At 63.2% G+C, this 25,798-nt stretch carries 18 protein-coding genes; 3 read left to right on the top strand and 15 right to left on the bottom strand.

All coding sequences use genetic code 11. The features are described from left to right. Positions 1 to 73 precede the first annotated feature (73 nt). The 13 genes from WIN67_RS27520 to WIN67_RS27460 all read right to left on the bottom strand — a co-directional run bounded on the left by WIN67_RS27520 (position 74) and on the right by WIN67_RS27460 (position 17,362). A complete protein-coding gene (locus WIN67_RS27520; RefSeq protein WP_339070314.1) occupies positions 74 to 1,126 on the bottom strand; it encodes a hypothetical protein in 1,053 nt (350 codons plus the stop codon). Between the two features lie 14 nt (positions 1,127 to 1,140). After that, positions 1,141 to 2,967, bottom strand: a complete 1,827-nt coding sequence (locus WIN67_RS27515) for a hypothetical protein (RefSeq protein ID WP_339070313.1) — start codon at positions 2,965 to 2,967, stop codon at positions 1,141 to 1,143. 3 nt (positions 2,968 to 2,970) lie between these two features. Beyond that, positions 2,971 to 4,257 carry a hypothetical protein gene (locus tag WIN67_RS27510; protein ID WP_306400029.1) on the bottom strand — a complete coding sequence of 429 codons (1,287 nt, stop codon included), beginning with the start codon at positions 4,255 to 4,257 and terminating at the stop codon, positions 2,971 to 2,973. Positions 4,258 to 4,270: 13 nt separating this feature from the next. Then, positions 4,271 to 5,218 carry a hypothetical protein gene (locus WIN67_RS27505; RefSeq protein WP_110596278.1) on the bottom strand — a complete coding sequence of 316 codons (948 nt, stop codon included), beginning with the start codon at positions 5,216 to 5,218 and terminating at the stop codon, positions 4,271 to 4,273. Between the two features lie 66 nt (positions 5,219 to 5,284). After that, a complete protein-coding gene (locus tag WIN67_RS27500; RefSeq protein WP_339070312.1) occupies positions 5,285 to 7,732 on the bottom strand; it encodes a hypothetical protein in 2,448 nt (815 codons plus the stop codon). 12 nt (positions 7,733 to 7,744) lie between these two features. After that, complete coding sequence (locus WIN67_RS27495; protein ID WP_339070311.1) at positions 7,745 to 8,932, bottom strand: hypothetical protein; 1,188 nt, start codon at positions 8,930 to 8,932, stop codon at positions 7,745 to 7,747. Beyond that, on the bottom strand, positions 8,911 to 10,356 hold the full coding sequence (locus WIN67_RS27490) for an alkaline phosphatase family protein (RefSeq protein ID WP_102882393.1): 1,446 nt from the start codon (positions 10,354 to 10,356) through the stop codon (positions 8,911 to 8,913). The genes WIN67_RS27495 and WIN67_RS27490 overlap by 22 nt, the downstream gene beginning before the upstream one ends. Further along, entirely contained in the window at positions 10,346 to 11,584 is a 1,239-nt protein-coding gene (eboE, locus tag WIN67_RS27485) for a metabolite traffic protein EboE (RefSeq protein ID WP_339070310.1), read from the bottom strand. The genes WIN67_RS27490 and eboE overlap by 11 nt, the downstream gene beginning before the upstream one ends. Further along, positions 11,581 to 12,465, bottom strand: a complete 885-nt coding sequence (locus WIN67_RS27480) for a TatD family hydrolase (protein ID WP_102865272.1) — start codon at positions 12,463 to 12,465, stop codon at positions 11,581 to 11,583. The genes eboE and WIN67_RS27480 overlap by 4 nt, the downstream gene beginning before the upstream one ends. A gap of 54 nt (positions 12,466 to 12,519) precedes the next feature. After that, the gene (locus WIN67_RS27475) at positions 12,520 to 13,287 is read right to left on the bottom strand and encodes an EboA domain-containing protein (RefSeq protein WP_102882391.1); all 768 of its coding nucleotides are present in this window, start codon (positions 13,285 to 13,287) and stop codon (positions 12,520 to 12,522) included. Next, complete coding sequence (locus tag WIN67_RS27470; protein ID WP_339070309.1) at positions 13,284 to 14,168, bottom strand: UbiA family prenyltransferase; 885 nt, start codon at positions 14,166 to 14,168, stop codon at positions 13,284 to 13,286. The genes WIN67_RS27475 and WIN67_RS27470 overlap by 4 nt, the downstream gene beginning before the upstream one ends. Then, positions 14,165 to 16,048, bottom strand: coding sequence for a 3-dehydroquinate synthase (locus WIN67_RS27465; protein WP_339070308.1), 1,884 nt, complete (start codon positions 16,046 to 16,048; stop codon positions 14,165 to 14,167). Before WIN67_RS27465 ends, WIN67_RS27470 begins: the two co-directional genes overlap by 4 nt. A gap of 765 nt (positions 16,049 to 16,813) precedes the next feature. Next, positions 16,814 to 17,362 carry a cysteine hydrolase family protein gene (locus tag WIN67_RS27460; protein ID WP_102882388.1) on the bottom strand — a complete coding sequence of 183 codons (549 nt, stop codon included), beginning with the start codon at positions 17,360 to 17,362 and terminating at the stop codon, positions 16,814 to 16,816. Between the two features lie 159 nt (positions 17,363 to 17,521). Between WIN67_RS27460 and WIN67_RS27455 the strand changes: the two genes are divergently transcribed. Beyond that, positions 17,522 to 18,463 carry a GlxA family transcriptional regulator gene (locus WIN67_RS27455; RefSeq protein WP_222933686.1) on the top strand — a complete coding sequence of 314 codons (942 nt, stop codon included), beginning with the start codon at positions 17,522 to 17,524 and terminating at the stop codon, positions 18,461 to 18,463. Positions 18,464 to 18,569: 106 nt separating this feature from the next. On the opposite strand, the gene WIN67_RS27450 is transcribed toward WIN67_RS27455, so the two are convergent. Further along, positions 18,570 to 22,856 (bottom strand): DEAD/DEAH box helicase, encoded by a 4,287-nt coding sequence (locus tag WIN67_RS27450; protein ID WP_339070307.1) that lies wholly within the window; start codon positions 22,854 to 22,856, stop codon positions 18,570 to 18,572. A 220-nt stretch (positions 22,857 to 23,076) separates the two neighbouring features. On the opposite strand from WIN67_RS27450, the gene WIN67_RS27445 reads away from it, so the two are divergent. After that, on the top strand, positions 23,077 to 23,961 hold the full coding sequence (locus WIN67_RS27445; RefSeq protein ID WP_102865279.1) for a sugar nucleotide-binding protein: 885 nt from the start codon (positions 23,077 to 23,079) through the stop codon (positions 23,959 to 23,961). Next, positions 23,954 to 24,883 (top strand): NAD-dependent epimerase/dehydratase family protein, encoded by a 930-nt coding sequence (locus tag WIN67_RS27440; protein ID WP_253085098.1) that lies wholly within the window; start codon positions 23,954 to 23,956, stop codon positions 24,881 to 24,883. Before WIN67_RS27445 ends, WIN67_RS27440 begins: the two co-directional genes overlap by 8 nt. Before the next feature lie 60 nt (positions 24,884 to 24,943). Here WIN67_RS27440 and WIN67_RS27435 read toward each other — a convergent pair whose 3' ends face one another. Beyond that, complete coding sequence (locus tag WIN67_RS27435) at positions 24,944 to 25,642, bottom strand: OmpW/AlkL family protein (protein ID WP_041120027.1); 699 nt, start codon at positions 25,640 to 25,642, stop codon at positions 24,944 to 24,946. Between the last annotated feature and the right edge of the window lie 156 nt (positions 25,643 to 25,798).

The following is a 25,798-nucleotide window of genomic DNA, read 5'->3' as shown; positions in this document are numbered from 1 at the left end:
CGATGAGAAAGGGGCCCCGTACAGGGCCCCTTTTTTATGCCGGATTGTTTCCTTTCAGGCGCTGGAATTGGGCTCAAAGTTGCACTCGGCGCAATCGACCGCTCAGGGCAACCACCTGATGATCCGGTGTGGGAATCGGCCGTCCACTGAGGCCCATGCCTTCGCTCACCAGCACCGCTCCCTCGACGCAGCACAGATTGGACGGTGTATCCAGTTCGTTGGCGAGCACCTGCACACTGCGTTGCTGCAGGTCGCAGCGCAGCAGCCGTCCACTGAAGCGGGCAAAGCCGCCGTGCAAGGTCTCGCCGGACCAGTCGGGCTGCAGGGGCTGCAACAGCCGGTCGCACAGTTCCAGCACCAGAATCCGCTCCTGCGGGTCCAGCGCCAGCCCGGTGGGCAGTTGCAGCCCGCGAATCAGTACCTCGATCCTGCCACTCTCGGGCCAGACCCGGATTACCTGGCCCGCCTTGTCGGCGAAGTCGATGCCCTTTCGCGCCGGGTCACGGTGCAGCTCGCCAGAGAACAGGCTGATCAGCACCGCGTCGGTCTGTGGCTCATGCACCAGGGTCACGGGTACGGCTTCCTGGCCCTGATCCAGGTCGGGCAGTTGGGCCAGGATCTGCTCCTCACCCTGAGTGAACTCCACCAACTGGTTGGTATCGGGCTTGACCGCCATCCAGCTCTGGCGCGTGGGGTGATAGCACAATGAGTTGAGGTTGCCGTGGCTGTGGAACAGCGGCTCGGGCGGGCTGTATTGCAGGTCCAGAAGCTTGGAACCGGCGACGTAATCGGTCTGGCTGGCCAGGTAGCGCCCGGCACCGAAGGCAATGTCCGACAGCCCCATGATTTCATCGCGCAGCATCCGCGACTGCATGTTCATCGAGCGAAAACCCTTGGCCAGAACCTCGGGTGGCAGGTAGGTGCCGGGGGCGTGAGGATCTGGTCGCAGGCGACTGATGCGACCGCTGAACGCTTGGTGCGGGAGGCCTGAGCCAGCTTCCACCAGCAGCAAGCTGCCATCGTTTTCCACGCAGACGCCGCGTGGGTTGAAGAGGCCTTCGGCGATGATGCTGCTTGGGCACAGCATCCGTTCCGGCTGGGCGGGAATGTGTAGAGCAACGGGCATGGTCTTCTCCTTGTTCAAGGTTGCCAGGGCGTGCCGTTGAGATAGGCGGTCAGCAGGGAGCGTTGGCTCGGCGACATCGAACGCACCACGGACATGTACAAGGTGGTGTTCTGGTACTCGGGGGATATCCGGGCCAGGATCGCCTGTTTGTAACCCATCACCGCGTCGGGTTGATTGAGCTGGATGTAGCGCGACATGGCAGGGAAGGCCAGGTAATGAAAGCGCAGCACGTTTTGAAACGCCTGCTCCCAGGTGACGATGCTGCCGGTTGGAATGCCGAAGTCGCTCCAGGCGTACTTGCGGAAGTTGCTGAAGCTCTGGGTCAGAAGGTTGTTGGCGATGGTGTAGGTCAGTGTGGTGAAACCGGCCTGGGTATTGGAACCGGCGACGGGGACGACGTTGAAGCTCACCGAAGGTTGACCGGCCGGCACCGTTACCGAGTTCGGTAGCTCCAGGAAGTTCCAGTAGCGATTGGCTTGATAGACGGCGGTCGCCGAGGCGTCGATGCTGATTGGCGTATCTTCCTGTACCGGTGCTCCCAGGTAACGGACTTGCAAGGTGATCTGCACGCCGCTGCTGTTGGGGTCCAGGTAGGTGTTGCGCTGATCGCTGTAGACCCGATACGGGCATTCGGGAGCCGACAGCGCCGGGTTGCGGGTGGTCCCGGGGGCACTGATGCACAAGGGCGTGCTCTGCACCAACTGTGTCTGGGTCGAGTTGAGCGGCACGTCGATGATGCCGCCGTACCGGTAGTAGTCCTGCAGCAGCGGGTCGCTGGGCTCAAAGCTCGCCAGGGGCGTCGTTCCGGCCGCGATGGTGACGGTCCCGTAGTCGGCGTTGGGGCCGATGGGGCTGGTGATGTCGTCGCGTACAGCCCTGAACGTCTGCTTGGGGATCAGGTTGACCATGTCGATGCTCAGTTGCCCGTTGGCAACCTCGGCATAGGCAACGCTGTTGATGTTCAGGTCTTTGTCGGCATTGATGATTTGCCGGCCCGGCGGACAGATTTGCGGCTCATCGGTAAACGCCGTGGCCAGGGTGCCGATGACTCGGCCGATACTCGGGTTTGGGCTGAACTGGTTGGCGGCGTAGTCGGCATTCAGTTGCTCGGTGGTCAGGGTCGGACACATTTCGAACATCACGAAACGCAGCACGATCCCAGTCGCGTTGGGCGCTTCGATCAGGGCCCTGAGTCCGGCACTTTCCTTGTTGTAGCTGACGATGCTGCTCAGCGGAAAGGTCAGTTGAAAGGTGCCGCTGGCATGGAAGGAGCCCGGCGAGTCCATGGTTGCCGGCTCCAGCACCCGGGTGTTGAGGTCGAAACTGCTGCACACGGTATCCCAGCGAATCAGTAGCTCAGGCGTGTTGCCGTTGCCGATCTGCAGGCCTCCGACAAAGATCTGGGTTGTGGTGCTGGCTGTGGGGTCCAGGTCGACCATCATCGGGCCGGAGTAGGGCCCTTGTCCGGTGCCGGGTGTAACGGAGCCGAGCAGGTAGACCGGCTGGCCGACCATATCCCCTTCCAGCGCAATGTTGCCCGGAGTGCCTTGGGAGCTGATCAACGCGTTGTGCAGCGTCACCACGTGTTCGCCATAGTGGTTCCAGCCGCCGGCCGTGTACCGGCTGTTGGGGCCGATTCTCGGGTCCGGGGCGTTGATCAGTTGGTACAGGTGCTCATCGCTGTAGGTCTTGGCCTGGTCCGCCACGGTCGAGGTGGTCAGGTCGAACAGCTCAAGGGACGTGGTGATGCCGTTGGGCAAGGTCGGTGAGTTGTTCGGCACGCTGACGTCGGTGGAGATACCGCCCCAGAAGTTCAGTCGGGGTCCATTCAATATGCTCATGTTCTATTCCTTATCCTTGGTGACGCTGCTGACCGGGGCTTGGGCGAATCTGAACAGGAAGGAGAAGTCGCTCTTGTACTGGCTGTTGAGCGGTGCCGCCATGGAGTGGCAGTTCATGCAGCTGCTGTTGGGCTGGATGTAACTTTCCATGGTGACGTTGGCCGAAAGTGACGGCGTTGGCTGCCCCAACGGATTGCCGGGGTTGTCCGGCGACTGTGGGCGTTGGGTGGTGATCAACTGGTAGTACTTGAACACGCTCTGCTGTACCTGCGGATCGCTCTGGTACTGGGTATTGATCTGCTGGGTGACGTCCGTGATCGGGGTGACCCGGTTCAGCGGGTCAGGGGTGCTGAAGCTGCTACCGGGTTTGGGCGTACAGACCATCTTTCCCGCCTGTTGCTGCCACAGGCACGGGGACTGGTTGAGGCTTTCGGCGGGCGCCTTGGCGTTGAAGTAGGAGTAGAAAATCCCCGAGGCCGGTTGGTCCACCCAACGGCCCCCCAGCTTGGTTTTGGGAGGCACGTTGTCGACCTGCTCGAAGGTCGACCAGATCCACTGCGGGAACCCCTCCACCTTGCTGATGATGTGCAGCCCCACCAATCCCAAGTTGGCCTCGGTGGTGCCATTGGGCTGTCCCTGACTGTCGAACTGGGTGACCAATGCCTTCATCGTCAGATAGCGGCTGCTGTCGTCGGCGCTGGTGAGGATGCGCCAGCTGCTCTTGATCTCGCCGGCGTTGTTGGGAAAGCCGATGTTCTTCGCGGCATCGACGACCACCGCGTTGTAGAAGTCGTTAGCGACGATGTAGTTGTAGGAGACCTCGTTGGCGGCGATGTCGTAGTAGGTCGGGTTGCCGCGCTGATCAATCAGCCAGCCGCCCACCGCCTGGTTGTCCGCTTGCACCACCTGAGTGTTCTTGACCGCGGCAATGTTGATCAGGCTGAGGTTTCTGCGGGGCAGTTGCGAGTTCCAGGGGCCCGGATTCTTGGCCCCGGGGAGGAAGGTCTCGCTGACGCTCTTGTAGGTCTGCCACACGGTATCGCCTGGGCTGCCCAGGGGCTTGCTGCAATCGGCCACTCCGCGCTGTCCCGCCTGGGCGGGCCAACTCAGGTTGATGAACATCTGCCAGCTGTATTGATCGAAAGCCTGCTGCGAGGCGCCAGCGGCAGGCACCGTGGCTGTGGGTGGGCAACTGGTTTGCGCCCCCGCTGCGCTGGGTTGCAGGGCGCTGGCTTGCTGGCTGCCCAGGCCAAGCAACAACAGGGCGGTGAAACGGCTCCAACGGTTCATGAGGCTGCTCCTGTCACTGCGGGGTGGGTGAAAGTTGGTTCCACTGTGGCCGTGCACCGTTCTTCAGCGATGGCGGTGGCGTGAAGAGCTGGCAGTCAGGCGGGTTGGCCGGGCACATCTTCGCCACCTGGTCCCAGGTCTTGGCCGGGTCCGGCTTTGCATTGCTCCAGTTGCGGTAGTTCTGGCTGACGATTGGCGCGTTGGCGACGCTGGCATCACCGGAGAAATAGAACGACTGCGGATGTTGATAGGCCGGTTGGCCCGGCCCGTCGCTGGTGGCCTGCTTGTAGAAGGCATAGCCGAAGAGGATGGGGGGGCTGCCTTTGCCGGGTTTGAGCTCCAAGGCGTAGGCCTGCACGCTGCCGTCCAGATGCTGGCTGCGGGCGGCGCTGTAGGGCAGGTGCTTGATGAAGTCCCGGCGTGGCGGATGGTTCATGGGCGAGAACAGGCAGCAGGCTGGCATGTCCTTGGGCCGGTCCTCGGGGTAGGTGAGGAAGTAGGCCTTGTTACCCAGGGAGACGAAAGAGCAGGTGTAGTTGTTGTCCTTGATCGGGAAGATCGGCAGGCAGTATTTCTCGTAGTGCTCCATCATCGCCCCGGAGCCGTCGCCGTCGGCCGGAACATAGTCGTTGTCGTAATAGCTGCTGCCCTGGGACACGGTGTAGTCGGCAGGTTGCAGGGTGCTGGGCGGGCTGCTGTAGGGCGGCGGGTTCTTCTCGTAGTTGGCGGTGACCCGGTACATGGTCCAGTCACTGACCCAGGTTGCCGGATAGAGCGGATCGGTCGGCTCGCCGGCCTTGCGCTTGATCACGCAGTTGTTGTTCAGGGCATTGCAGCCCTTGGTGTTGTGCACGCCCATGTTGAAGTAGACGTTGTCGGGGTATTTCTGGGCCCACAGTGTCTGGCTGGCGCACAGCAGGGTGGCGGCCAACAGCAGGCGCTTGAAGAAACTGGCGTTCATCTGACTCTCCTTTGCAAAGCCGGGCGACCCAGGTCGCCCGGTGTTCCAGTGCATGGCCGTTGCGGCTCAGCCTTGCTGATAGTCGTCGAGGTTCAGCGGGGTCGGCGGGTAGCCGGTGCTCACCAGGTCCTTGGCCCAGATCTCCAGCACCTGGCGCCGGCTCTGCGGCAGGTCCCGGGTGATGGGCATGGCCAGGGTGCTGGCCTCCTGGTACTCCTTGCTGATCAGTTTGATGAACTGCTCGATCGCGCCCTCGATACGTTGCAGGGAGTTGAGCGGCATGTACTTGTTCATGATCGGGTAGAGGTAATAGAAGGGCTGGAGGATCTGCGGAAAGATGAACTCCTTCCAGATCCGCACATTGGCGTCGTCGAACTGGTACACCCGGTTCCAGCAGTCGATGAAGTCCTTGAGCATCTGCGGTTCTTGCGGCAGCACCCGCAGCGGCGAAAGGAAGTCGGTGAAGGCTTCGGTGTAGGAGAAGCTGAACGGAATGCCCGTCGGATCGTCCTGGATGAAAAACCGCACAGTGGGGAAGCCCGGCGCCACGGCATGCACCGTCAACTGGGCAATGCCGTCGGCATTGGTCTGGATGCGGGTCAGGCTGTAGTTCACGGTGGCGCCCATGCCGGCGTTATTATCCAGTTTCCCGCTCATCGCTTGCGGGTTCTCGAACCTCAGGCAGGGCCTCAGATCGACCGCAGCCGGGGTTTTCAGGAACTCCTGATAGGTGATGGCGTTGCTGACCGACTCATTGCACGCGGAACCCCTGACGGTCATGGCACTCAGGCGTCTGCCACTGCCCTCCATTAACAGGCTCGGATGCTGCGAACCGCCGATGAACTGGGGCATTCCCGGCTCGTTCTTGGCACGTGCATCGGGATAGTCAGTGATCAGCACGAAATCCGCCGGGTTGCTGAACGCCAGGTAGTAGTTGCTGGTGGTCAGCATAAAGGCGTTGTTGTACTCGGCGACCCACAAGGTGGTGCCGGCCGCTGCGGGCTTGCCGTTGTTTTGCACCATGATGTTCAGCGTCCGGCTGTCACCGACGTCGATGAAGCTGCCGCTCTCGATGACTTCCGCGGTCCACGTCTGCTGAGTGGCGGCGATGGTTTCGCTACCTTTCAGCCGCAGCGCCAGGTTGCCCTGTTGCAGCAAGGTTTGGGCGCTGGCGTCCAGGGGCAGGTCCAGCAGACCGGAGCGCTTATCGAATGCCGTTTGCTGATACTGCTCGAAGCCAAAACTGGTCAATGCCTTGAAGGTTTTCGAGTCGCTTCCCTGCAAGACACCCAGTTCATACGCGCCGACGTTGAATTTGGCGGCGACCGGAAGGCCGGTGTTCAGCCGGTCCGGATCGGGGTCGACTGCTCCGTCATGGATGGCCGGGTAGATCGGGAAGGTGTTGCCCAGGTCCAGGGACAAGATGTTGTCATGCAGTTGGGCGCTGGTTACCCCCAGATTGATCACGGTTCTCGGATCGTCTGGCGCGCCGATCACCGTGTCTCCCGGTGTCACTTTATAGAACGGTACCGAATCATTGGGCACCAGGCGCGGGCCTGCCGGCGCGGTAGGGAACTCATTTTTCAGCCACAGGCCCAATATGCCGGCTGTGCGGCTGTGGGCCGGGTTGAAAAAGGTTTCGGTCGGGTTGTCCAGGCCCATTTGGTACAGCATCTGCAGCCTGGATATGTCCCAGGGCGCCTGCGAGTGGCTGTTGACCACCTTGAAGTCATTGAACAGACCATTCTTGTCGTAAACGGTCAGGTAAGTGGTGAACCTGAGCATCAGGCCCTGGGCGTCCTTGTTCTGCTCCATTTCATTTTTCAGGCTCTGCAGCAATGGCGAACCGCCGACGACCCAGTCCACCTGATCCTTGGTAAAGCAGGTCTGCCAGGTGCAGGTCACATAAACCAGGCCGCCGATCGGCGCCCACTTGAAATCAAGGAAGCGGTTGAGCATGCGGCAGCCTTGTTTCAGGGTTACACCGCAGGTGGCATCGCCCAGCGTTATCCTGTCGAAGTACAGGGCGGTGAAGGTGTTCTGCCAGGGGCTGACGTCGACAAAACGTGCCGCAGTCGGGCTCGGGTTACCGAACGAGTTGCCCAGCAGTTGGTAGGGCTTGTTGATCAGCGGATCGCTGTCGATGTAGCTGTCGACCTTGGATTCCCCGCCAATGATCACCGAGCGGGCCTTTTGGTAATTGACGGTGCCGCAGGCGTTGTCGCCGAACAGATCCCACTCGGCGGGAATCATCGGGTAGTTGTTGGGATCGCCGTTGGTGGGCACCTGCAGCACATAGTCCGGGACGTTCTTGTAGGCCAGCGGCGTGATGCCCCAAGGCATCAGCGTTTGCGGGGCATTCTTGTCGTTGATCCCGTACCGGTTCAGGAAAGGCCAGTTCATCTGCATCTTCACCGCGTCATACAGCGGCAGCACATCGTTGTTGTTGAAGGTTGGCGGGTTCCAGAACATGAAACCGTTGAGGTAGATCCGTGGAAAGTTCAAGACGCTCATGGGCTGCTCTCCTTAGCGTTTCCACTGGGCGCGTTTGAGCGACCAGACGTAATCCAGTTTTTGATAACCGATGAAGTCTTTGTCCGGCAGTACGCTGGTGGGGTAGAGGATTCCGCCTGTGTGGTCGATGTTGAACGAGAAGAAGGTGTTCTTCTTCGTCGAATAGGCCGCCGTGCTGTGGCAGGCCAGGCACGATGAGGAGCCTTGGAACGCCGACTCCAGCTGGGAGTTGGCCAGCAGCTTGGGTTCGGCAAGGTTCTGGTCGTACTGCACGCCGATCAGTTCGTACTGGGCCAGGTTCGAATACTGCTGCTGGAAGCTGGTGTTCACCGGTTTGGCCGCCTCGGTGGGGCCGGTGATGTTGGTCATCGGCTTGGGTGGGGTGTCATTGGTGACGGTGTACTTGGGATTGTTGCGGTTCTCGAAGGTGGTCCAGACCCAGTCCGGGGTCAGCTTGTTGATCACATGCATGCCGCTCAGGGCGGCGTAGCCCACCTGATACTGGCCCGTGCTGTCCACGTAATAGGCCTGGGAGATGTAGTACCCGTCCTGGTTCAACAGGGCCTTGAAGTCCTGGTCGGTGCCGATCCAGAACCAGGAGGTTTTCAGCTCCCAGGCCGTGTCCGGGAAGTCCAGGTTGCTGGTGAGCTTGGCCAGGCCATCGCGGTTGTAGATCTTGTTGGCGACGATGTAGTTGAAGGTGTCCTCGCCCATCAACAGGTGAAAGCGCACCAACTGTTCGTTTTTCGACGGTGGCACCGGTGGGCCGCTGCGCATTTTCAGAGCCAGGCCATCCACCTGCTGGATGCCGTTCTGCGGGCTGCCTGGCATGTCGTTGCCGAGAAACTGAAACAGCCCTTTGGGGTCCATGCCCTGCTTTTGTGCCAGTTCCGGTACTTCGCTCGGCAGGTTTTCATGGTCGGAGTAGGGCAGGGGCTCGGCCCCCTTCAACAGGTAAACCTGATCGGAAGGCTTGAACGTTTCCCAGACCCGATTGTTGTTGCGGCTGGCATCCGGCTGGTTGAGGCAGACAAACCAGTTCCAGGCCATGGTTTCCGGGCTCTGCTTGAACGTCGCCAGGGTGGTCGTGGGGTCGTCTGCGAAGGTCAGGAACTTGTTGCAATCGAAGGTGTTCGGGCTCTGTGCCTGAGCGAGACCGCTCAACACACTGAGTACCGCTATAGGGATGGTTCGCCGCATGGAATCTCCTTGGCTTGAGCCGTGTCGTCATAGGGGCGCCCTAGGAAATGCTCTAGGAGCAGGTGCTTTACCGCAGTGGCCGGCAGATGCTCCGGCAGTGGTAAATCGCAATCGGTGATCAAGAGCGGTCCCACCTCATCGTTGCTCGGCAAGCGTCCGTGGCTGCCGCGAATCAGTCGGGTGTCCAGGGGAATCAGGTCCATGTAGTAGCGAAAGCCGAGCTTCTTCTGCAGCAGGCGGCGGGCGACCCGCAGCTTGGGAAAGCGGATCGCCGGATCGATGAACAGCTCCAGCGGGTCATAGCCCGGCTTGCGGTGGATATCCACGGTGCGGGCGAAGTCCGGGGCCAGGCGGTCGTCGAACCAGTAGTAGTAATCGAACCAGAAGCCCGGGGCGGCCACCGCCACCAGCTCGCCGCTGCGCGGGTGATCCAGCTGCCAGGCCCGCTGTTCGGTTTTATCCAGCACCTGCTCGATGCCCGGCTGGCGCTGCAGCAGGGCCTTGACCCGAGCAATGTCCCTGGGCTGGCGCACGTAGACGTGGGCGATCTGATGGTCGGCCACGGCAAAGGCGGCACTGGCACCGGGGTCGAGCAGCTCCCAACTCAGGGAACGGCGTACTTGCAGCAGGCCCTGTTCCCGTAGCACGCGGTTGATGGAGATTGATTGCTGCACCGCTTCGATGCCGTATTCGGAAACCAGCATCACCGCCGCGCCTTGTTGCTGGGCAAAGTCCAGCAGGCGCCCGACTTCATGGTCGATGGCCCGCACTTCGTCGCTGATGGAAGGATGCTCGGGCCCCAGGCGTTGCAGGCTGTAGTCCAGGTGCGGCAGGTAGATCAGTTGCAGATCGGGGCGACTGATCTGGAACTCGGCGATGGCGCAGTCGACGATCCAGCGACTGGAGGCAATGCCCGCCGCCGGGCCCCAGAAGCCCGGAAAGGGAAACTCGCCAATCTGCCGTTCGATGCGTTCGTGCAGCCCGGGCGGTGACGAGTAGAGGCCGAACATCTTGCGCCCGTCGGCCGGGTAGTGGGGGCGTGGCGTAATGGCGGCATCCACCTCGGCGTACATGTTGAACCACCAGAACAACTGGCTGCAGCGCAGGCCGGGGATCTCACGTTGCAAGGTCTGCCAGACCTTTTCACCCTGGATCAGCGCATTGGGCTGCAGCCAGAAGCGCACTTCGGCCTGATCGCGGAAATACCAGCCGTTGCCGACAATGCCGTGTTGCGAAGGCGGCAGGCCGGTGAGGATCGAGGCCTGTACCGTCGAGGTCACGGCCGGGAACACCGGGCGCAGCCGGGCCATTTTGGCCCGTTGCAGCAGGGCGTTGATCCGCGGCGTGGCCGGGCCCAGCAAGCTGGGGGTCAGGCCGACCACGTTGATCAGCAGCAGGGGCTGGCGCAGTGCTTCAGAGGGCATGGGCTGGCGCCTCCATGGGGGACGATTGCCCATGCAGCAAGTGCCGCTGGCGCAACTGTTGTTCAACCCACTGCAGCTCTGCGGCAATGCCTTGGAGCAGGGCTTGTTCGGTGTCCGGACGCAGGGTGCCGGGCAGTACGTTCCAGCTGTAGGTCTCGACTTCCAGCACCGGCTGGCACTGCGGATGGGCGGCGAGAAAGTCGAAGGTGCGCATCAGGGCCTGCTGGCTGCCGTTGAGCTCTGGCAACAGGAACTGTTCACTGAACAAGGGCACGTGAAAGTGAATGCGCAACTCGGGGCACTGGCCCTGCACCGGTTCCACCGCCTGCAGTGCCTTCGGCAGGTCGGCCCAGGCCAGCAGTTGGCCTTTGCGGTCACGGGCTTTCACCTGATGCAGGTAGGTGGCTTCGGCGAAGTTGCCCAGGGCCTGCAGCACCTGCTCGCGGCGTGCCAGGTCCGTCACCGGCAAGTGACAGATCAGTGCATTGGACAGTTGGATCTTGCCCACCGGAATGCGCGCCTGCAGCAGCCGTTGCAGCGATTGGTAGCAGTCCTCGAAGACCACCGCCTGGTGGCAGACGTCGAAGCACAGCGCCAGGTATTGATGGTGGGGGTCGGTGGCTTTCCAGCGCTGAAAGAAGGCGATGGCCTGATCGGTGTTTTCCAGTACGCAGTCCGGCTCCATCTCCAGGCACAGCAGGATCTTCTTACCGCTGCGCCGATGCAGGCTGGCCAGCCCGGCGGTCAACTGCAACAGCTGGGCCTCGGCCTGTTGTTGCTGGGCGTCGTCCCAAAGGGCGGCGTAACCCAAGGGCACGCTGGAAATCACGCCCTGCTGGCAGTCCAGGGGCAGGGCGGCGGCGAGCAACTCCGCCAGTTGCAGGCTGTATTCCAGGCGTTGCGGTTCGGCCCAGGTCGGTCGGTAGACCTCGGCTTTCACCGCACCCTGATGGAACTGACCGTAGGGAAAGCCGTTGAGGGACGTCAGGCGCAGCCCGCTGTCGTGCAACAGCCCGAGGAAGGCTTCGCGCACTGCGGGCTGCTGCAGCTCGGCGGCCGCCTGGGCACTGATCCACAGGCCGCTGTCCTGCACCGCCAGGCCACGCTGGCGGCGCACCCCCTGGAAGTGCTGGCGGATCGAGCTCTCCAGGCCGGCCACGTCCCGCGCCGGGTGCACGTTGCTGCAGTAACCGATCTGCGCGGCGCTCCAACCGGCCCGGGCGCTCATTTGACCACCGGTTCCTGGCCGCGCAGGGCGGAGTTGTCCTGCCATTGGCGACGCTGGTCGATGGGCAGCGGGGTGCTCACCTGTTGCTTGTCGAGTTGTCCGCTCTGGGCGAAGAAATCCACCGGGTTATGGAACAGCACCTGTTCCACCTGAGCCTCGCTGAATCCGGAGGCGAGCATGGCCTGGCCGGTCTTTGGCACCTTGAGCGGATCGCTGATGCCCCAGTCGGCGGCGCTGTTGACCACCATCTTCTCGGTGCCGTACTCCTTGAGCAGGGCCACCATGCGCTGCTCCGACATCTTGGTGTTGGGGTAGATGGAGTGCCCGCGCCAGCAGTCGCTGTCCAGCACCAGGGGCAGGGTCAGTTCGTTGAGGTGGTCGATGATCACCAGATGCTCGGCGATGCCCACTTCACGGATCACCGCCAGGGTGCGCTTGGTGCCGCCGATCTTGTCCCGATGCGGGGTGTGCACCAGCACCGGCAGGTTGAACTGCTTGGCCAGCTCCAGTTGTGCGGCGAGAAAGCGGTCTTCCTCGGGGGTGATGTCGTCGTAGCCGATCTCGCCCACCGCGACCACACCGTCCTTGACCAGATAGCGCGGCAGGATCTCCAGCACCTCGTTGGCCACCGACAGGTCATTGGCTTCCTTGGGATTGAGGCCGATGGTGCAGAAGTGGTGAATGCCGAACATGCTGGCGCGAAAGCGCTCCCAGCCCAGAAGGGTGTCGAAGTAGTCAATGAAGCTGCCGACGCTGGTGCGCGCCTGGCCTTGCCAGAAGGCCGGCTCGATCACCCCGGTGATGCCGGCGGCGGCCATGTTCTGATAGTCGTCGGTGGTGCGGCTGACCATATGAATGTGCGGGTCGAAGTACTTCGGCATGGTGAGTCCCTGATGCAGTGGTAGAGAAAATTGAGTGGGTGCGCCGGTGTCGAATCAGGCGTCGGGTGGCAAGTGCTGGAGCCAGTGCGGTGGCAGTCGTCGCTGCTGGCACAGGTGGCGCAAGCGTTGGCGCTGGGCCTGGCTCAACAGCTCGAAGGCGATGGCATGGGGCAGTCCGTCGCTGACACTGCGGAACGCCGCCAACTGTTCTTCCATATGCTCCAGGGCCAGTTGGTTGAGGTCGACGCTGTGGCGCTGGGCCAGGCCTTTGACGCGGCCACTGTCCAGGCCCATGCCCAGGGTCTTGAGCAGCAACTGGTGAAAGGCCCGGTCGTGGTAGTGGCGAGCGGGAAAGGGGTTGTCCAGGGCGAGGGCGGCGAACACTTCACGGTTGTTGGTACGTCCTGCCTGGAGCGCCAGTTCGAGGCTGCGACCCTCTGTGTCGAGGTCATCGAGGACCCTGAGCAGTACGCTTTTTTCCTGGTCATCGCCCCACAGAAACAGCTGGCGCAGCAGGGCCAGTTGATCGCCGCCGGCCTGCTGTTCCAGCAGTTGCTCCAGGAGCAAGGCGCGGGCCAGTTGAGTCCGGTTCCAGCCTGGGCTGGCGCTGACCTCGGCGTTGCCAAAGCGACGCTTGCACTGGCTGCTGAGCAGCACCAGGGTGTTGGCCGACGGTTGGCTGGCCAGTTGCTCCAGGGCGGCGTGCCACCAGCGGCGGTTCTCGTCGTCGAGCTGGTCATCCAGTTGGCGGCGGCGTTCGGCAAAGGCCTCATGGCGCATGACGAGCGGGAGCGAGGCGGGGAAAGTGACGTCCATGGTCATGTCGGCTTGATCCAGCGTTGAAGGTGGGGCAGCAGAAAGAACACCAGCACGCACAGCAGGCTGCCCAGGGGTTGATTGGCCAGGGCCAGCACCAGGGCATCGAACAATGGCAGGGCGGCGAGGCCAGCACCGATAAAGGCACGAATCTGCCTCTGTTGCGGGTTGGCCAAATGACGCCGGTAGTGCCAGCCCAACCAGCCCAGCCACAGCAGCAGGACCAGCCAGAACACGCCGCTGTCTGCGTAAGCGGCGAGGGCCAGGGGGCTGAGCATCAGCAGCAGCGGCAGGCGGCTGAGCAGTTGGTTGCGATGCTCCAGTCGCGCCAGGTAGGTCAGGCCGGCGATGTAGGTGCCCAGCAGCGCGGCACACAGCCACAGCGGCTGCGGTGGCATGGCCAGGCTGGCGGCGGCGGTCAGGTACAGGGCCGAGCGGCAGCCGCCCATGAGCCAGACGCTGTGGGGGTATTTCTTGTGCAGCAGGTTGTAGGCCAGGATGAACAGCAGCAGCAAACCGGCGCTGGCCAGCAGCCAATGGGGCTGCGCGATCAGGTGGCTCAGGCCCAGTACGGACAGTGCCGCCAGCAGCAACAGGGCGGCAGTGGCCAGGCTGACCTGAGTCCGGCTGACCAGGCCCAGGACAATCGGCCGCGGGTTCTGATGTTGCTGGTCCCAATCGGCATCCAGCAGGTCGTTGAGCAGCATCCCGGCCAGGTACAGCGCCGAGAGCGCCACCAGCAGCAGGGTCCACACCAGTGGCGAGGGCGGTGCCAGGGTGGTGGCGCTGCTGGCCAGCAACGCGGCGGCCAGGGCGTTGGTCCACACCGTCGGCAGGTTGGATACCCGGCCCAGGGTCAGCCAGGTGGTCAGGGAGGAGTGGCTCATTGGGCGCAGCCTTCGGTCCAGGCGAAGTCCGGCCCACCGAAACTGCTCAGACGCAGCAGGGCCTGCTCCATGACCGGCAGTTCGATGTGGTGCACATCGGTGGACTGGCCCAGGCGGGTGAGCATCGGGATCGACAACTGGCCCCCCAGGTGCTGGCGAAACTCCTCCAGCCCCAGTAGCACCAGGGAGCGGCCCTGGGCATCCTGCAACCGCAACTCCGGCGGGCACAGGTTGAAGCCGAGCTTGTCCAGCAGCTGCAACAGGCGCTGGGTTTCAGCATGGCTCAGCAAACCGGTGGCATTGGCATAGAGCGCGTCCAGGGCCATGCCCACCGCCACCGCCTCACCATGGCGCAAGCGATGCTGGCTGAGGTTCTCCAGCTTGTGCGCAGCCCAGTGCCCATAGTCCAGGGGGCGGCCATTGCCCCGTTCGAAAGGGTCGCCGGCCCCGGTGATATGGCCCAGATGCAATTGCGCACAGCGGAAGATGGCGTAGCGGCTGGCGCTGTGTTCAAAGCTCGCCAGGGCCTCGGCCTGCTGCTCCATCCACTGGAAGAATGCAGCGTCCTTGATCACGGCCACTTTCACCGCTTCGGCCAGCCCGGCGATCTGGTCCCGGGGTGACAGGCTGAGCAGCAGTTGGAAGTCGTTGATCACCGCCGTGGCCGGGTAGAAGGCGCCCAGCAGGTTCTTCTGGGCGAACGCGTTGATGCCGTTCTTGACCCCGATGCCGGCGTCGTTCTGGGCCAGCACCGTGGTCGGGATGCGGATCAGCCGCATCCCCCGATGAAAGGTGGCGCAGGCATAGCCGACGGCGTCCAGTACCGCGCCGCCGCCCAGGGCCAGCACATAGCAGTGGCGGTCCAGGCCGTGTTCAAGCATGTGGGCATACAACTGCTGGAGCACCTCCGGGGTCTTGCTCAGTTCGCCCGCCGGCACCGGGATCGGTGCGGCCTGCAGATGCAGGTCGGCGGCGTGGGCGCTGAAATAGGCGTCGATCTGTTGCGGCAGTTGTGGGCAGCACTGCAGCAATTGTTCATCGATGAACACCAGCACGGTGGTGCGTCCCTGTTGCGCCTGGACCAGTTGCCGGTGCAGGCAGGGATTGTCGGCCTGGAAAATGTGATCGGTGAACAGCACCGGGTAGTGGTAGCTCACCTCGAAGCGTCCTTCCAGAGGATGGTTTTGCTCCATCGGCGGCTGCGCAGCGCGAGGCTTGAGCAGGCTGCGGGCGCCCAGGACCAGCCCCGGCAGCACCATGCTGGCGAGAATGGTCGCCAGCAGTGCGTTCTGCTCCACCAGCAAACTGCCGATGGCGGCGTAGGCCAGGGCCAGCCCGGCATTGGCCAGGGTGGTGACCAGCAGGAACTGGCGCAGTGGATAACGCTGCATGCCCGCGGCCAGCACCGAGGTCTCTGCCAGCACCGGGACCCCACGCAGGCAGATCAGCGACAGGGTGCTGAGGCGATAGGCCAGTTGCCCCGGCTGCCAGCTCCTGAGTCCCAGCCAGTTGGATAACAGGCGAAAGTAGCCGGCCCCCAGCCAGTAGCCCAGACAGGCTCCCAGGCACAGGCCGATGAAAATCACCAGATAGCCGCCAACGGCGCCCAGAACCGCAACGGCCAGCAGCGCCACCAGGCTCGAAGGCACCGGCAAGAGCACGTCCAGGGCCAGCAGGGTGACCAGCAGCAGAGCGAGGCTGGTGCGTTGCACGGGATCGGAAGGGAGGAAGTTGCCAAGGTGATTCAGCAACTGTTGGATCTGTTGTTCAAACAGCAGGAAGCTGGCGACCACCAGGATCGAAAACAGCACTAACGAGAGCCAGTAATTTTCGGCCGCACCCTTGAATGAAAAAACTCGAGGCAATGAACTGCGCTTCATCAAGCATCCCTCTTGATTAATATGACTAATTCCGTGTCAGTCTCAGCTGGGGCAGGCGGGGGGCGTCCGGTTATTGAACTCCTCGACAGTTATTATTGGTTTTCTGGCGGCTGAAGAGCACTTCAGTGGCGAGTAGCTATCAACTTAGCCAAGGCCGCTGGATTTGCAAGTAAGGTGATTGAAGTGGCTCGCAAGGCTCTTTTTTGGCGCGCTGGGAAAGTATCGGGTTCGGCTGTTGATACTGTTGCAAACACCCTCCCCAGGGGCGTGGTGCAACCTTGTTGCTTGGCTTTAAGGGCAATGAATCCGGGGTGGGGAGTCCTGTTATAGGCGGGTTCTGGATTTTGTTATATGTTTTATTCGCTTTGGTTATATCGAATTACAGGTAACCGTAAGAAGTAAGCACTGAGATTTATAAGTGTTGATGTTATTAGGCGTGAAGCGACTCTTGGTAAAGCTCAAGGCAGGATTTGAAATAATCGGGGTTAAAACATTTCCATTAGTCAGCTATTGAATGTCGACCATTGTTAATGGCGCCATTTATTTGACCGCTTTGAGTTGTGACGGCGAGAGTTTGGTCGTAACTAACAATTAGCCTGGATAACAAGAATCATTCGTAAGTAGTTCGGGAAGTTGTCTTGCTGGCGACAACAGGCGGTGTGGCGTGCTTGCCTGTGGATATCTGTCTGGGGCAGGTCTGCCTGCCCAGACACAAACGGCAGTGAGGCTGAACTCACCGCCATCGTCGGCGCAGAATGCCAGCGATCAGGCTGCGAGGAACTCTTCGGTGGACAGGACATCGGCGTAGGCGAATGCCAGGGCCGACATCACCGCGCTTTGTACTTGCGCCGCCGGTACTCGCTGGCCGTTGAACTCCAGGTCGAGGGTGGCACAGGCGTCGTGTATCACCTTGACCGGGTAGCCCAGGTCGGCAGCAGCCCGTGCGGTGCCCTCTACGCACATGTGGCTCATGTTGCCCACGATCACCAGTTCGTCGATGCCCTGTTGCTGGAGGATCGCCTGCAGCTCGGTTTCCCGGAACGAGTTGACGAAGTGCTTGAGCACCACGGGTTCGTCGGCGCGGTTCAGCACCTTGGGGTGCAAGTGCGCACCCTCGGAGCCTGGGGTGAAAAAGGGCGCGCTGTCGGAGGTGAATTCGTGGCGGATGTGCACCACCGCTTGCGCCTTCTGGCGAAAGGCCTGGATCAGCCTTGCCGCGTTGTCCGCCGCCGCGTCGACCCCGACCAGGGGCCATTTGCCGTGGGCGAAGTAGTCGTTCTGGATATCGATTACGATGAGCGCCTGTTTGGCCATGGGTGTTGCCTCCAAGTGAGTGGATAACCTGGGGCCCAGTATCGGTGGCCCTTGCTCCCAGGAGGATTGGCCGCATCGACATTAACAGGGGGAAAACTGACAGTGGGCATTCAAGGCTCGGTCGCCGAACTGGGCGTACTGCTTTATCCCGGGGTACAGATGGCGGCGGTGCATGGTCTGACCGATCTGTTCGAAGTGGCCAATCGGATTGCCGGTGAACAGCCCCTGGCGCAACTGCCGCGGTTGCGGGTCAGTCATTGGCAAGCCTCTGAAGCACAAGGCCCACGGCGGATCTATGACAGCCAGGAGGGAGAGAGCGGCAACCTGCTGGCCGTGGTGATACCGCCTTCGTTGGCAGGTTTTTCCGCGAACCAGTCGTCCTCTGCCCTGGTGAGCTGGTTGCGCCAGCAGCATGCGGCCGGCGCCACGCTTGGCGGGGTCTGTGTGGGCTCGATCCTGCTGGCCGAGAGTGGCCTGCTCGATGGCCGCAGCGCCACCACCCACTGGACCTCGGCCAAGGCGTTCGCCGCCCGTTATCCACAGGTGCGCCTGGAGGCCGACCAACCCATAGTCGACGATGGCGACCTGATCACCACGGCCGGGTTGATGGCCTGGGCCGAACTGGGACTGCGCCTGGTGGACCGCCTGCTGGGGCCGAGCATCGCCAGTGCCACGGCGCGTTTTCTAGTGATGGAGCACAGCGACAGCGCCAGCCAGTGCGGCAGCAATTTCGCGCCGATCCTCAACCATGGTGATGGGGCGATCCTCAAGTTGCAGCACTGGCTGCAGGCCAATGGCGCGGTGGATGTGTCGCTGCCGACGATGGCGCAACAGGCGGGTCTTGAAGAGCGCACCTTGCTGCGACGTTTCCGCGCCGCCACCGGCCTCAAACCGACCCAGTACTGCCAGCACCTGCGGGTGGGCAAGGCGCGGGAGATGCTGGAGTTCACCAACGGCACCATCGATCACATCGCCTGGACCGTGGGTTACCAGGACCCGGCGACCTTTCGCAGCCTGTTCAAGAAAATCACCGGTCTGGCCCCCAGCGAATACCGCAACCGCTTCGGTGTGTCTCCCAGTGCCGCCAATCGGGGGCAATAGGCTCGGCGCCGGTTAAGTCTGATCCCATAGCCGTTGCACAGGCGGGGCAATGGGCCGGGATTGACGGGGCCGCCTTCGCCGGCAAGCCGGCTCCTGCGGGGGAAGGTCAGTGCTGGATGAGTTTGTTGCGCAGGGCCTGGGCGGCCTCGGGTTCCAGTTCCAGCCACCAGTGTTGGGTGCCGCCGATCTCGGCCGCGGCGGGCAGGCCGTCGCGATACACCAGGCGGTTGCCACTGAGTGCCGCTACCTTGGGCCCGGGCAGCAGGGTGCCGGCAAGGTTCAGCGGGTCCACGCCACACACCGCGATCAGGCTGCCGTCATGGGGCCGGCGGCGTACCTCCCGTAGCAGCGGGATGGCTTCCGGCAGGGCGAACTGCTCGCCGGCCAGACCGCTGACAAAGCGCCCGCCACGGATCTCTCCCCGGGCTTCCAGCCGATGGAAGGTGCGCAGCAGTTCGCGCCAGCTGGGCAGCCAGTCCGCCTCGCGTTCCAGCAGTCGCCAGAACACCACGCCGTAACGGCGCAGCAAGGTCATGGCCACCTGTTCCAGGGTGGCTGTCGAGTCTTGAGTCGCTGAACGACGCAGCAAGGCCCAGCGTCCGGCATCGTCCATGCCACCGACAAAGGCCCCGCGACCTCGTCGGCTGCTGCGGTTCTGGCGTTTGCTCGCCGGTGTAATCAGGGCGCGCAGCCCGGCGAAACTGTCGGCGTTCACCAGGCCGGCGCCCACCAGTTCCTGGAGCACGCTTTCCAGTTCGCTGCGCAGCAGGTGGGCTTCGTGCAGCAGCTCATCAAAAAACAGAGCGCCTTGCTGGCTCAGTACGCTGTGGACTTTCTGCGCCCTGGGCGAGAGCTCGTGGCTGTCGGCCGGACAGGTCAATGCGCTCCAGAGAGCGGCCTGGGAGCGTGGCAGCAGCACGATCGGCGTGCTGCGCAGGGCGCTGCTGGCGGTCTTGCCCGTGCTGTTGATCCGGCTCCAGACCACCTTGCCGCTGCGGCACAGCTCATCCAGCCAATTGGCGGAGTAATCCCTGATCCGCGCCGGCAGCAGGTCGCTGTCCCAGGCTGAGGCCGCCGCCGGGTAGCCTGCGAGCTGGCTGACCACTTCGGCGAGCATGGCGCTGCCCTGGCCCTGGGTGCCTGGAGACAGGTGCTGCCAGTCGAACAGGAAACGCATGAAGTCCTGCAGGGCCACCGGTTCGATTTCCCGGCGCAAGCGCTTCACCGTGTAGCGATGAATCCGTGCCAGCAGGTGGCGTTCGCACCACTGTTCTTCGTGGCTGCCGGGGCTGAAGCGCCCCCGCAGTACATAGCCTTCGGTTTCAAGCTGAACCAGGGCCTGGGCGATTTGCCCGGGAGGCAGTCCCAGGGGGGCGGCGATCTGGCTCAGGGTCTGGGGGGCAAAACCGCTGAGGCGCGCGCGAATCAGTTCCACTCGCGCAGGTTCCGGGTCCCAGGCCTGATCGAAGCCGGGCACGGGGTTCAGGGCCGGCTGCAAGGGAGCGTGGGGATACAGGGCCTGCAGGCAGGTAATGCGTTCCAGGGCCAGCCACAGCTGTGCACTGGGGCCCACCGGCAAGCAGCAGGCACGGCCTTGGGCTGCCAGGGTTGCCAGCCATTGCGGCCACAGGGGGTTGGCTTGGGCTTCAGCCTCGCTGATGGCGGCAAGGCTCATCAGGGCTTCGTGCATTTCATCGACCGTGGCCGGGTTCGGCCACGCCTCTTGAGCCACGGCGGTTATGGCGTCGGCATCCAGGGCGCCAAGGTCGTCGGTGGCTTGCGGGTCGTTCCAGCGCCGCGCCAATACTGCCTGAGTGCGGCGCTCTTCAAGGGGCGCGTCATCGAGAAAGGTGTAGGGCTTGGCGCTGAGAATTTCCGCCGCCAGGGGCGAGGGCGCGGGCAGCTCGCGGCTGAGCAGGCGCACCTGGCCCTGTTCCATGCGCCGCAACAGCTGCAGCCAGCCTTCGCTGTCCATGGCGTCGTGCAGGCAGTCGTCGAGGGTCTGTTCCACCAGCGGGTGATCGGGAATTTCCCGTTCGCCGGCGAGGTTTTCCAGGCAGGCGATCTGGTCGGGAAACACACTGGCGATCAAGTCTTCGCTTTTCATCCGCTGGATCTGCGGCGCCACTTTGCGCCCGCCGCTGTAGCGCGGCAGCGCCAGGGCGATCCCGGCGTTCCAGCGCCAGCGCACGCCGAACAGTGGGGCGTCCAGCAGCGCCTGGATGAGGATGTGCTCGGCGCTGTTGCTGTGCAGATACCGCCAGACTTCATCCAGGGCGAAGCTGTGGCTGGTAGACAGCGACAGGACGATGGCGTCCTCGCTGGCGGCAGCCTGCAGTTCGAAGTTGAAGGTGCGACAGAAACGCTTGCGCAGGGCCAGGCCCCAGGCGCGGTTGATGCGGCTGCCGAAGGGGCTGTGGATCACCAGTTGGGTGCCGCCGGATTCGTCGAAGAAACGCTCCATGATCAGCGTGTCCTGGGACGGCAGGGCGCCCAGGGCCAGGCGCGCGGGCGCCAGGTAATCCACCAGTTGCTCGGCGCTGGCGCGGTTCAGCCCCAGCGCCTGCTGCAGCCAGTCGATGGCCGGTTGCAACTGGCCCGGAGTCGCGCCGAGCAGGGCGTCGAGTTGCGCCAGCAGGCGGGCCACGGCGCTGGACAGCTCGGCACTGCGCCCCGGGGCTTCACCGAGCCAGAAGGGAATGTTCGGCGGCTGGCCCTGGGCATCCTCGACCCGCACCTTGCCGGTTTCCACCCGCAAGATGCGGTAGGAGGTATTGCCCAGTTGGAACACGTCGCCGGCAATGCTTTCCACGGCGAAGTCTTCGTTGACGCTGCCGATGTTCAGGCCCTGAGGTTCCAGCAGCACGCTGTAGTCGGCGTTGTCGGGAATGGTGCCGCCGCTGGTGACCGCCGTCAGCTTGGCTCCACGACGGCCGCGCAGGGTGCGGGTCAGGGCATCACGATGCAGATAGGCGCTGCGTAGGCCCTGGCGACCGTTGAAGCCTTCGGCAAGCATCTGCAGCAGGGCCTGGTAGTGGGCCTGATCCAGGTCGGCGTAAGGCGTGGCCCGGCGCAGCAGGTCCAGCAGCGCTCCTTCCGGCCATTCCTGGCAGCTGACTTCGGCGACGATCTGCTGGGCCAGCACATCCAGCGGCGCATGGGGGATCAGCAGACTGTCCAGCTCGCCGCGGTGCACGCAGTCCAGCAGAGCGGCGCATTCGATCAGGTCGTCCCGGGTCAGGGCAAACAATCGGCCCTTCGGGGTGCCGCCGACCTGGTGGCCGGAGCGCCCGACGCGCTGTAAAAAGGCCGAGATCGAGCGCGGCGAGCCGATCTGGCACACCAGATCGACATCACCGATATCGATGCCCAGCTCCAGGGAGGCAGTGGCGATCAACACTTGCAGGTCCCCGGCCTTGAGCCGCTGCTCGGCCTCCAGGCGCTGCTCCTTGGCCAGGCTGCCGTGGTGCGCGGCCACCGCCTGTTTGCCCAGGCGTTCGCTCAGGTGCCGGGCCAGCCGCTCGGCCAGGCGTCGGGTGTTGACGAAAATCAGCGTGGTGCGGTGTTCCCGGCTCAGGGCGGCGAGGCGCTCGTACACCAGCTCCCAGACATCATTGGACATGACTGCCGACAGCGGTACGGGCGGCACTTCGATATCCAGGTCCCGGGGGCGGGCATGGCCGATGTCGACGATGTCGCAAGGCCGCTCATGCCCCACCAGAAAACGTGACACGGCCTCGATGGGCTTCTGCGTGGCCGACAGACCGATGCGCAACAGGGGCTCGGCGCACAGCGCCTGCAAGCGCTCCAGGCTCAGGGCCAGATGGCTGCCGCGCTTGCTCCCGGCCAGGGCGTGGATCTCGTCGACGATCACGCTGCGGGTGCTGGCCAGCATCTTGCGCCCGGAGTCCGACCCCAGCAGCACGTAGAGCGATTCCGGGGTGGTGACGAGAATCTGTGGCGCACTCTTGCGCATGGCGTTGCGTTCTTTCTGCGGGGTGTCGCCGGTGCGCACCGCGGTGCGGATGCACAGTTCCGGCAGGCCCATCAGACGCAGTTGTTCGGTGATGCCGGCCAGCGGCTGCTGCAGGTTGATCTGGATATCGTTGCTCAGGGCCTTGAGCGGCGAGACGTAGACCACCAGGGTGGCGTCCGGCAACTGGCCGCCAGCGGCCAGGCCCTGGCGCACCAGGTCATCGATCACGGCGAGAAAGGCGGTGAGGGTCTTGCCCGAGCCGGTGGGGGCGGCGATCAGGGTCGAGCGGCGCTGGGCGATCAACGGCCAGGCGCGGGCCTGGGCCGTGGTCACGGCGGCAAAGGTGCGCTCGAACCAGGCGCTGACGGCGGGATGAAAACCGTCCAGGACCGGGTTCATGGATTCGGCGAGGGTCATGGATGGGTTTATGCGGCCGCTCGGGGCAACTTGCAAGTAGCGTGCTGTGCAGCTGGCGCCGCAGTCGGCGCTGAGGGCACAAGGTCGCACCGACACTTTCTCAGTGACGCTTGCGCCACAAACCCGCAAAATGCAACGATTCCGGCAATTCTCGACGGTCAAACCCACGGGACTGGCCGATCCAAACCATCGTTCTGAACAGACTGGGCCTGCTGACTCTATGCGAATGCGCCTTATGTTACTGGGCGGCGGAAATGCCCTTGGGCAGGCGCTGATTCGCCTGGGTGCGGAGGAGGACATCGGTTTCCTCGCCCCCCGTCCGCCGCAAGACGGTTGGGATGCCGCGAGCCTCACGCAACTGCTCGACGACACCCGCCCGGATGCCTTGATCAACCTGGCTTACTACTTCGACTGGTTTCAGGCGGAGACGGTGAGCGAGGCACGCCTGAGTGCTCAGGAGCGCGCGGTCGAACGGCTGGCGGAGCTTTGCCAGCATCACAACATCATTCTTGCGCAGCCTTCGAGCTATCGAGTGTTCGACGGTTCCCGGGCCACCGCCTACAGCGAGAAAGACGAGCCGGTGCCCCTGGGGCTGCGCGGTCAGGCATTGTGGCGGATCGAGCAGAGCGTTCGCGCCACCTGTCCGCAGCACGTCTTGCTGCGTTTCGGCTGGTTGCTGGACGACAGCTCCGACGGCATTCTCGGGCGTTTCCTGGCTCGGGCCGAATCCCCGGAAGAACTGTTGATGGCGGACGACCGTCGGGGCAATCCGACCCCGGTGGACGACGCCGCGCGGGTGATCATCTCGGTGCTCAAGCAGCTCGATTGTGCCGCGCCGCTGTGGGGCACCTATCACTATGCCGGTCAGGAAGCGACCACGCCCCTGGCTCTGGGCCAGGCGGTCCTGACAGAAGCACGGCAACTGCACCCGCTGGCCATCGAGGCCCCTACTGCCCAGGCCCATGCCGCCTGTGGCGATGCTGCCGAAGAACCGCAGCACGCGGTGCTGGCCTGCAAGAAGATTCTTCATACCTTCGGGATCAAGCCGCGCGCCTGGCGTGCCGCGCTCCCGGCCTTACTGGATAGGTTTTATCGTCATGGCTGATGGCCCTGTATTGATCACCGGCGGCGCCGGTTTCATTGGTTCGCACTTGACCGACGCCCTACTCGCCAAGGGCTACTCGGTGCGGGTGCTGGACGACTTGTCCACCGGCAAACCGAGCAACCTGCCGCTGGACGACCCGCGGGTAGAACTGATCGAGGGCGACGTCGCCGACGCGGATCTGGTGAGCCGTGCCATGCAAGGCTGTTGCGCCGTGGCGCATCTGGCGGCAGTGGCCTCGGTACAGGCCTCGGTGGACGATCCGGTGCAGACTCACCAGAGCAATTTCATCGGCACCCTGAATGTCTGCGAGGCCATGCGCCAGTGCGGCGTCAAGCGGGTGTTGTTCGCCTCCAGCGCGGCGGTCTATGGCAACAACGGCGAAGGCCAGTCCATTGATGAGGACACGGCCAAGGCGCCGCTGACCCCTTATGCGTCGGACAAGCTGGCCAGCGAGCATTATTTTGATTTCTATCGGCGCCAGCATGGCCTGGAACCGGCGATCTTCCGCTTCTTCAATATCTTTGGCCCGCGTCAGGACCCGTCCTCGCCCTATTCCGGGGTCATCAGCATCTTCAGCGAGCGGGCCCAACAGGGACTGCCCATTACCGTGTTCGGCGATGGCGAGCAGACTCGGGACTTTGTTTACGTCGGTGATCTGGTGCAGGTGCTGGTGCAGGCCATCGAGGCACCGCAGCTGGAAGTGGGGGCGGTCAACGTCGGCCTGAATCAGGCCACCACCCTCAAGCAGATGCTTGCGGCCCTGGCCGAGGTGGTCGGCGAATTGCCTGTCATCAGCTACGGTCCGGCCCGGGCCGGTGACATCCGTCATTCCCGTGCCAGTAACCAGCGTTTGCTGCAGCGTTTCACGTTTCCCGAGCCGACTCCGATGAGTGTCGGCCTCGCCCGCCTGATGGGGCGCTGAGGGAAAGTGCAGGCATGAAAAAGGCGCCTTTCGAGGCGCCTTTTTTCATTGTCGGCGGGCTTAGAACTTGTAGCCCAGACCCACCATGTAGACCCAAGGATCAACGTCGACATTGACCTTGGCGCGGGTGCCGGCGGCCAGGGCGTTGTTATCCACATACGCACGGGTATCGATATCGATGTAGCGCACCTGGGCGTTGACCATGATCTTGTCGGTCAGCATGTAGTCGGCACCGACCTGCCAGGCCAGGCCCCAGGAGTTCTTGGCGCGGAAATTGTCGAAACCTGCGGCCTGGGCGCGGCTGCCGACGTGCTCGTCGTAGATCCAGGTGTAGTTGATACCGGCACCGACGTAGGGTTGGAACGCCGATTTGCTATCCAGCGGGTAGTACACAACGCTCAGGGTCGGCGGCAGGTGCTTGAGGGTACCGAGCTTGCCGTTGGCGGCGGCCAGGGAGGTGTCCTTGATCTTCACATCGTGTTCGAACGGGGTGGCGGCCAGCAGTTCGATACCGACGTTATTGGTCACCATGTAGGCGAAGTTCAGACCCAGCTGAGTGTCGCTGCTCATGGTCGCCTTGCCGCCCAGGTTGGCGCCGGCCAACGGGCCGCTGTCGACCTTGACGTCGGAGCTGTTGGCTTTTGGATTGACGGTAATGGCACCGGCGCGGATCAGGATATCGCCAGCTTCATGGGCGTTGGCAATCGGGGCGGCGAGTGCGAGCGCGATCAGGGAAGCGCTAAGCAGAGACTTGTGCATGGGAGCTCCAAAGGACGATTCAAATTGGCTATGTCCAATGGTAAGGATCGTCAAGTTGACTGCCTTGACTCAGCTCAATGAAATGGCGAACCCCGGTGGCAGGGCTGAACTATTCTTTTGTTCTGCACTCTTTTGGCCTGGTGCCCGAACCCTGTC

The sequence above is a fragment of the Pseudomonas idahonensis genome (assembly GCF_037903935.1).
In the GTDB taxonomy this organism is placed as follows: domain Bacteria; phylum Pseudomonadota; class Gammaproteobacteria; order Pseudomonadales; family Pseudomonadaceae; genus Aquipseudomonas; species Aquipseudomonas danubii.
The sequence above is the reverse complement of the archived record's forward strand: the minus strand, read 5'-3'. Positions and strand labels throughout refer to the sequence as shown.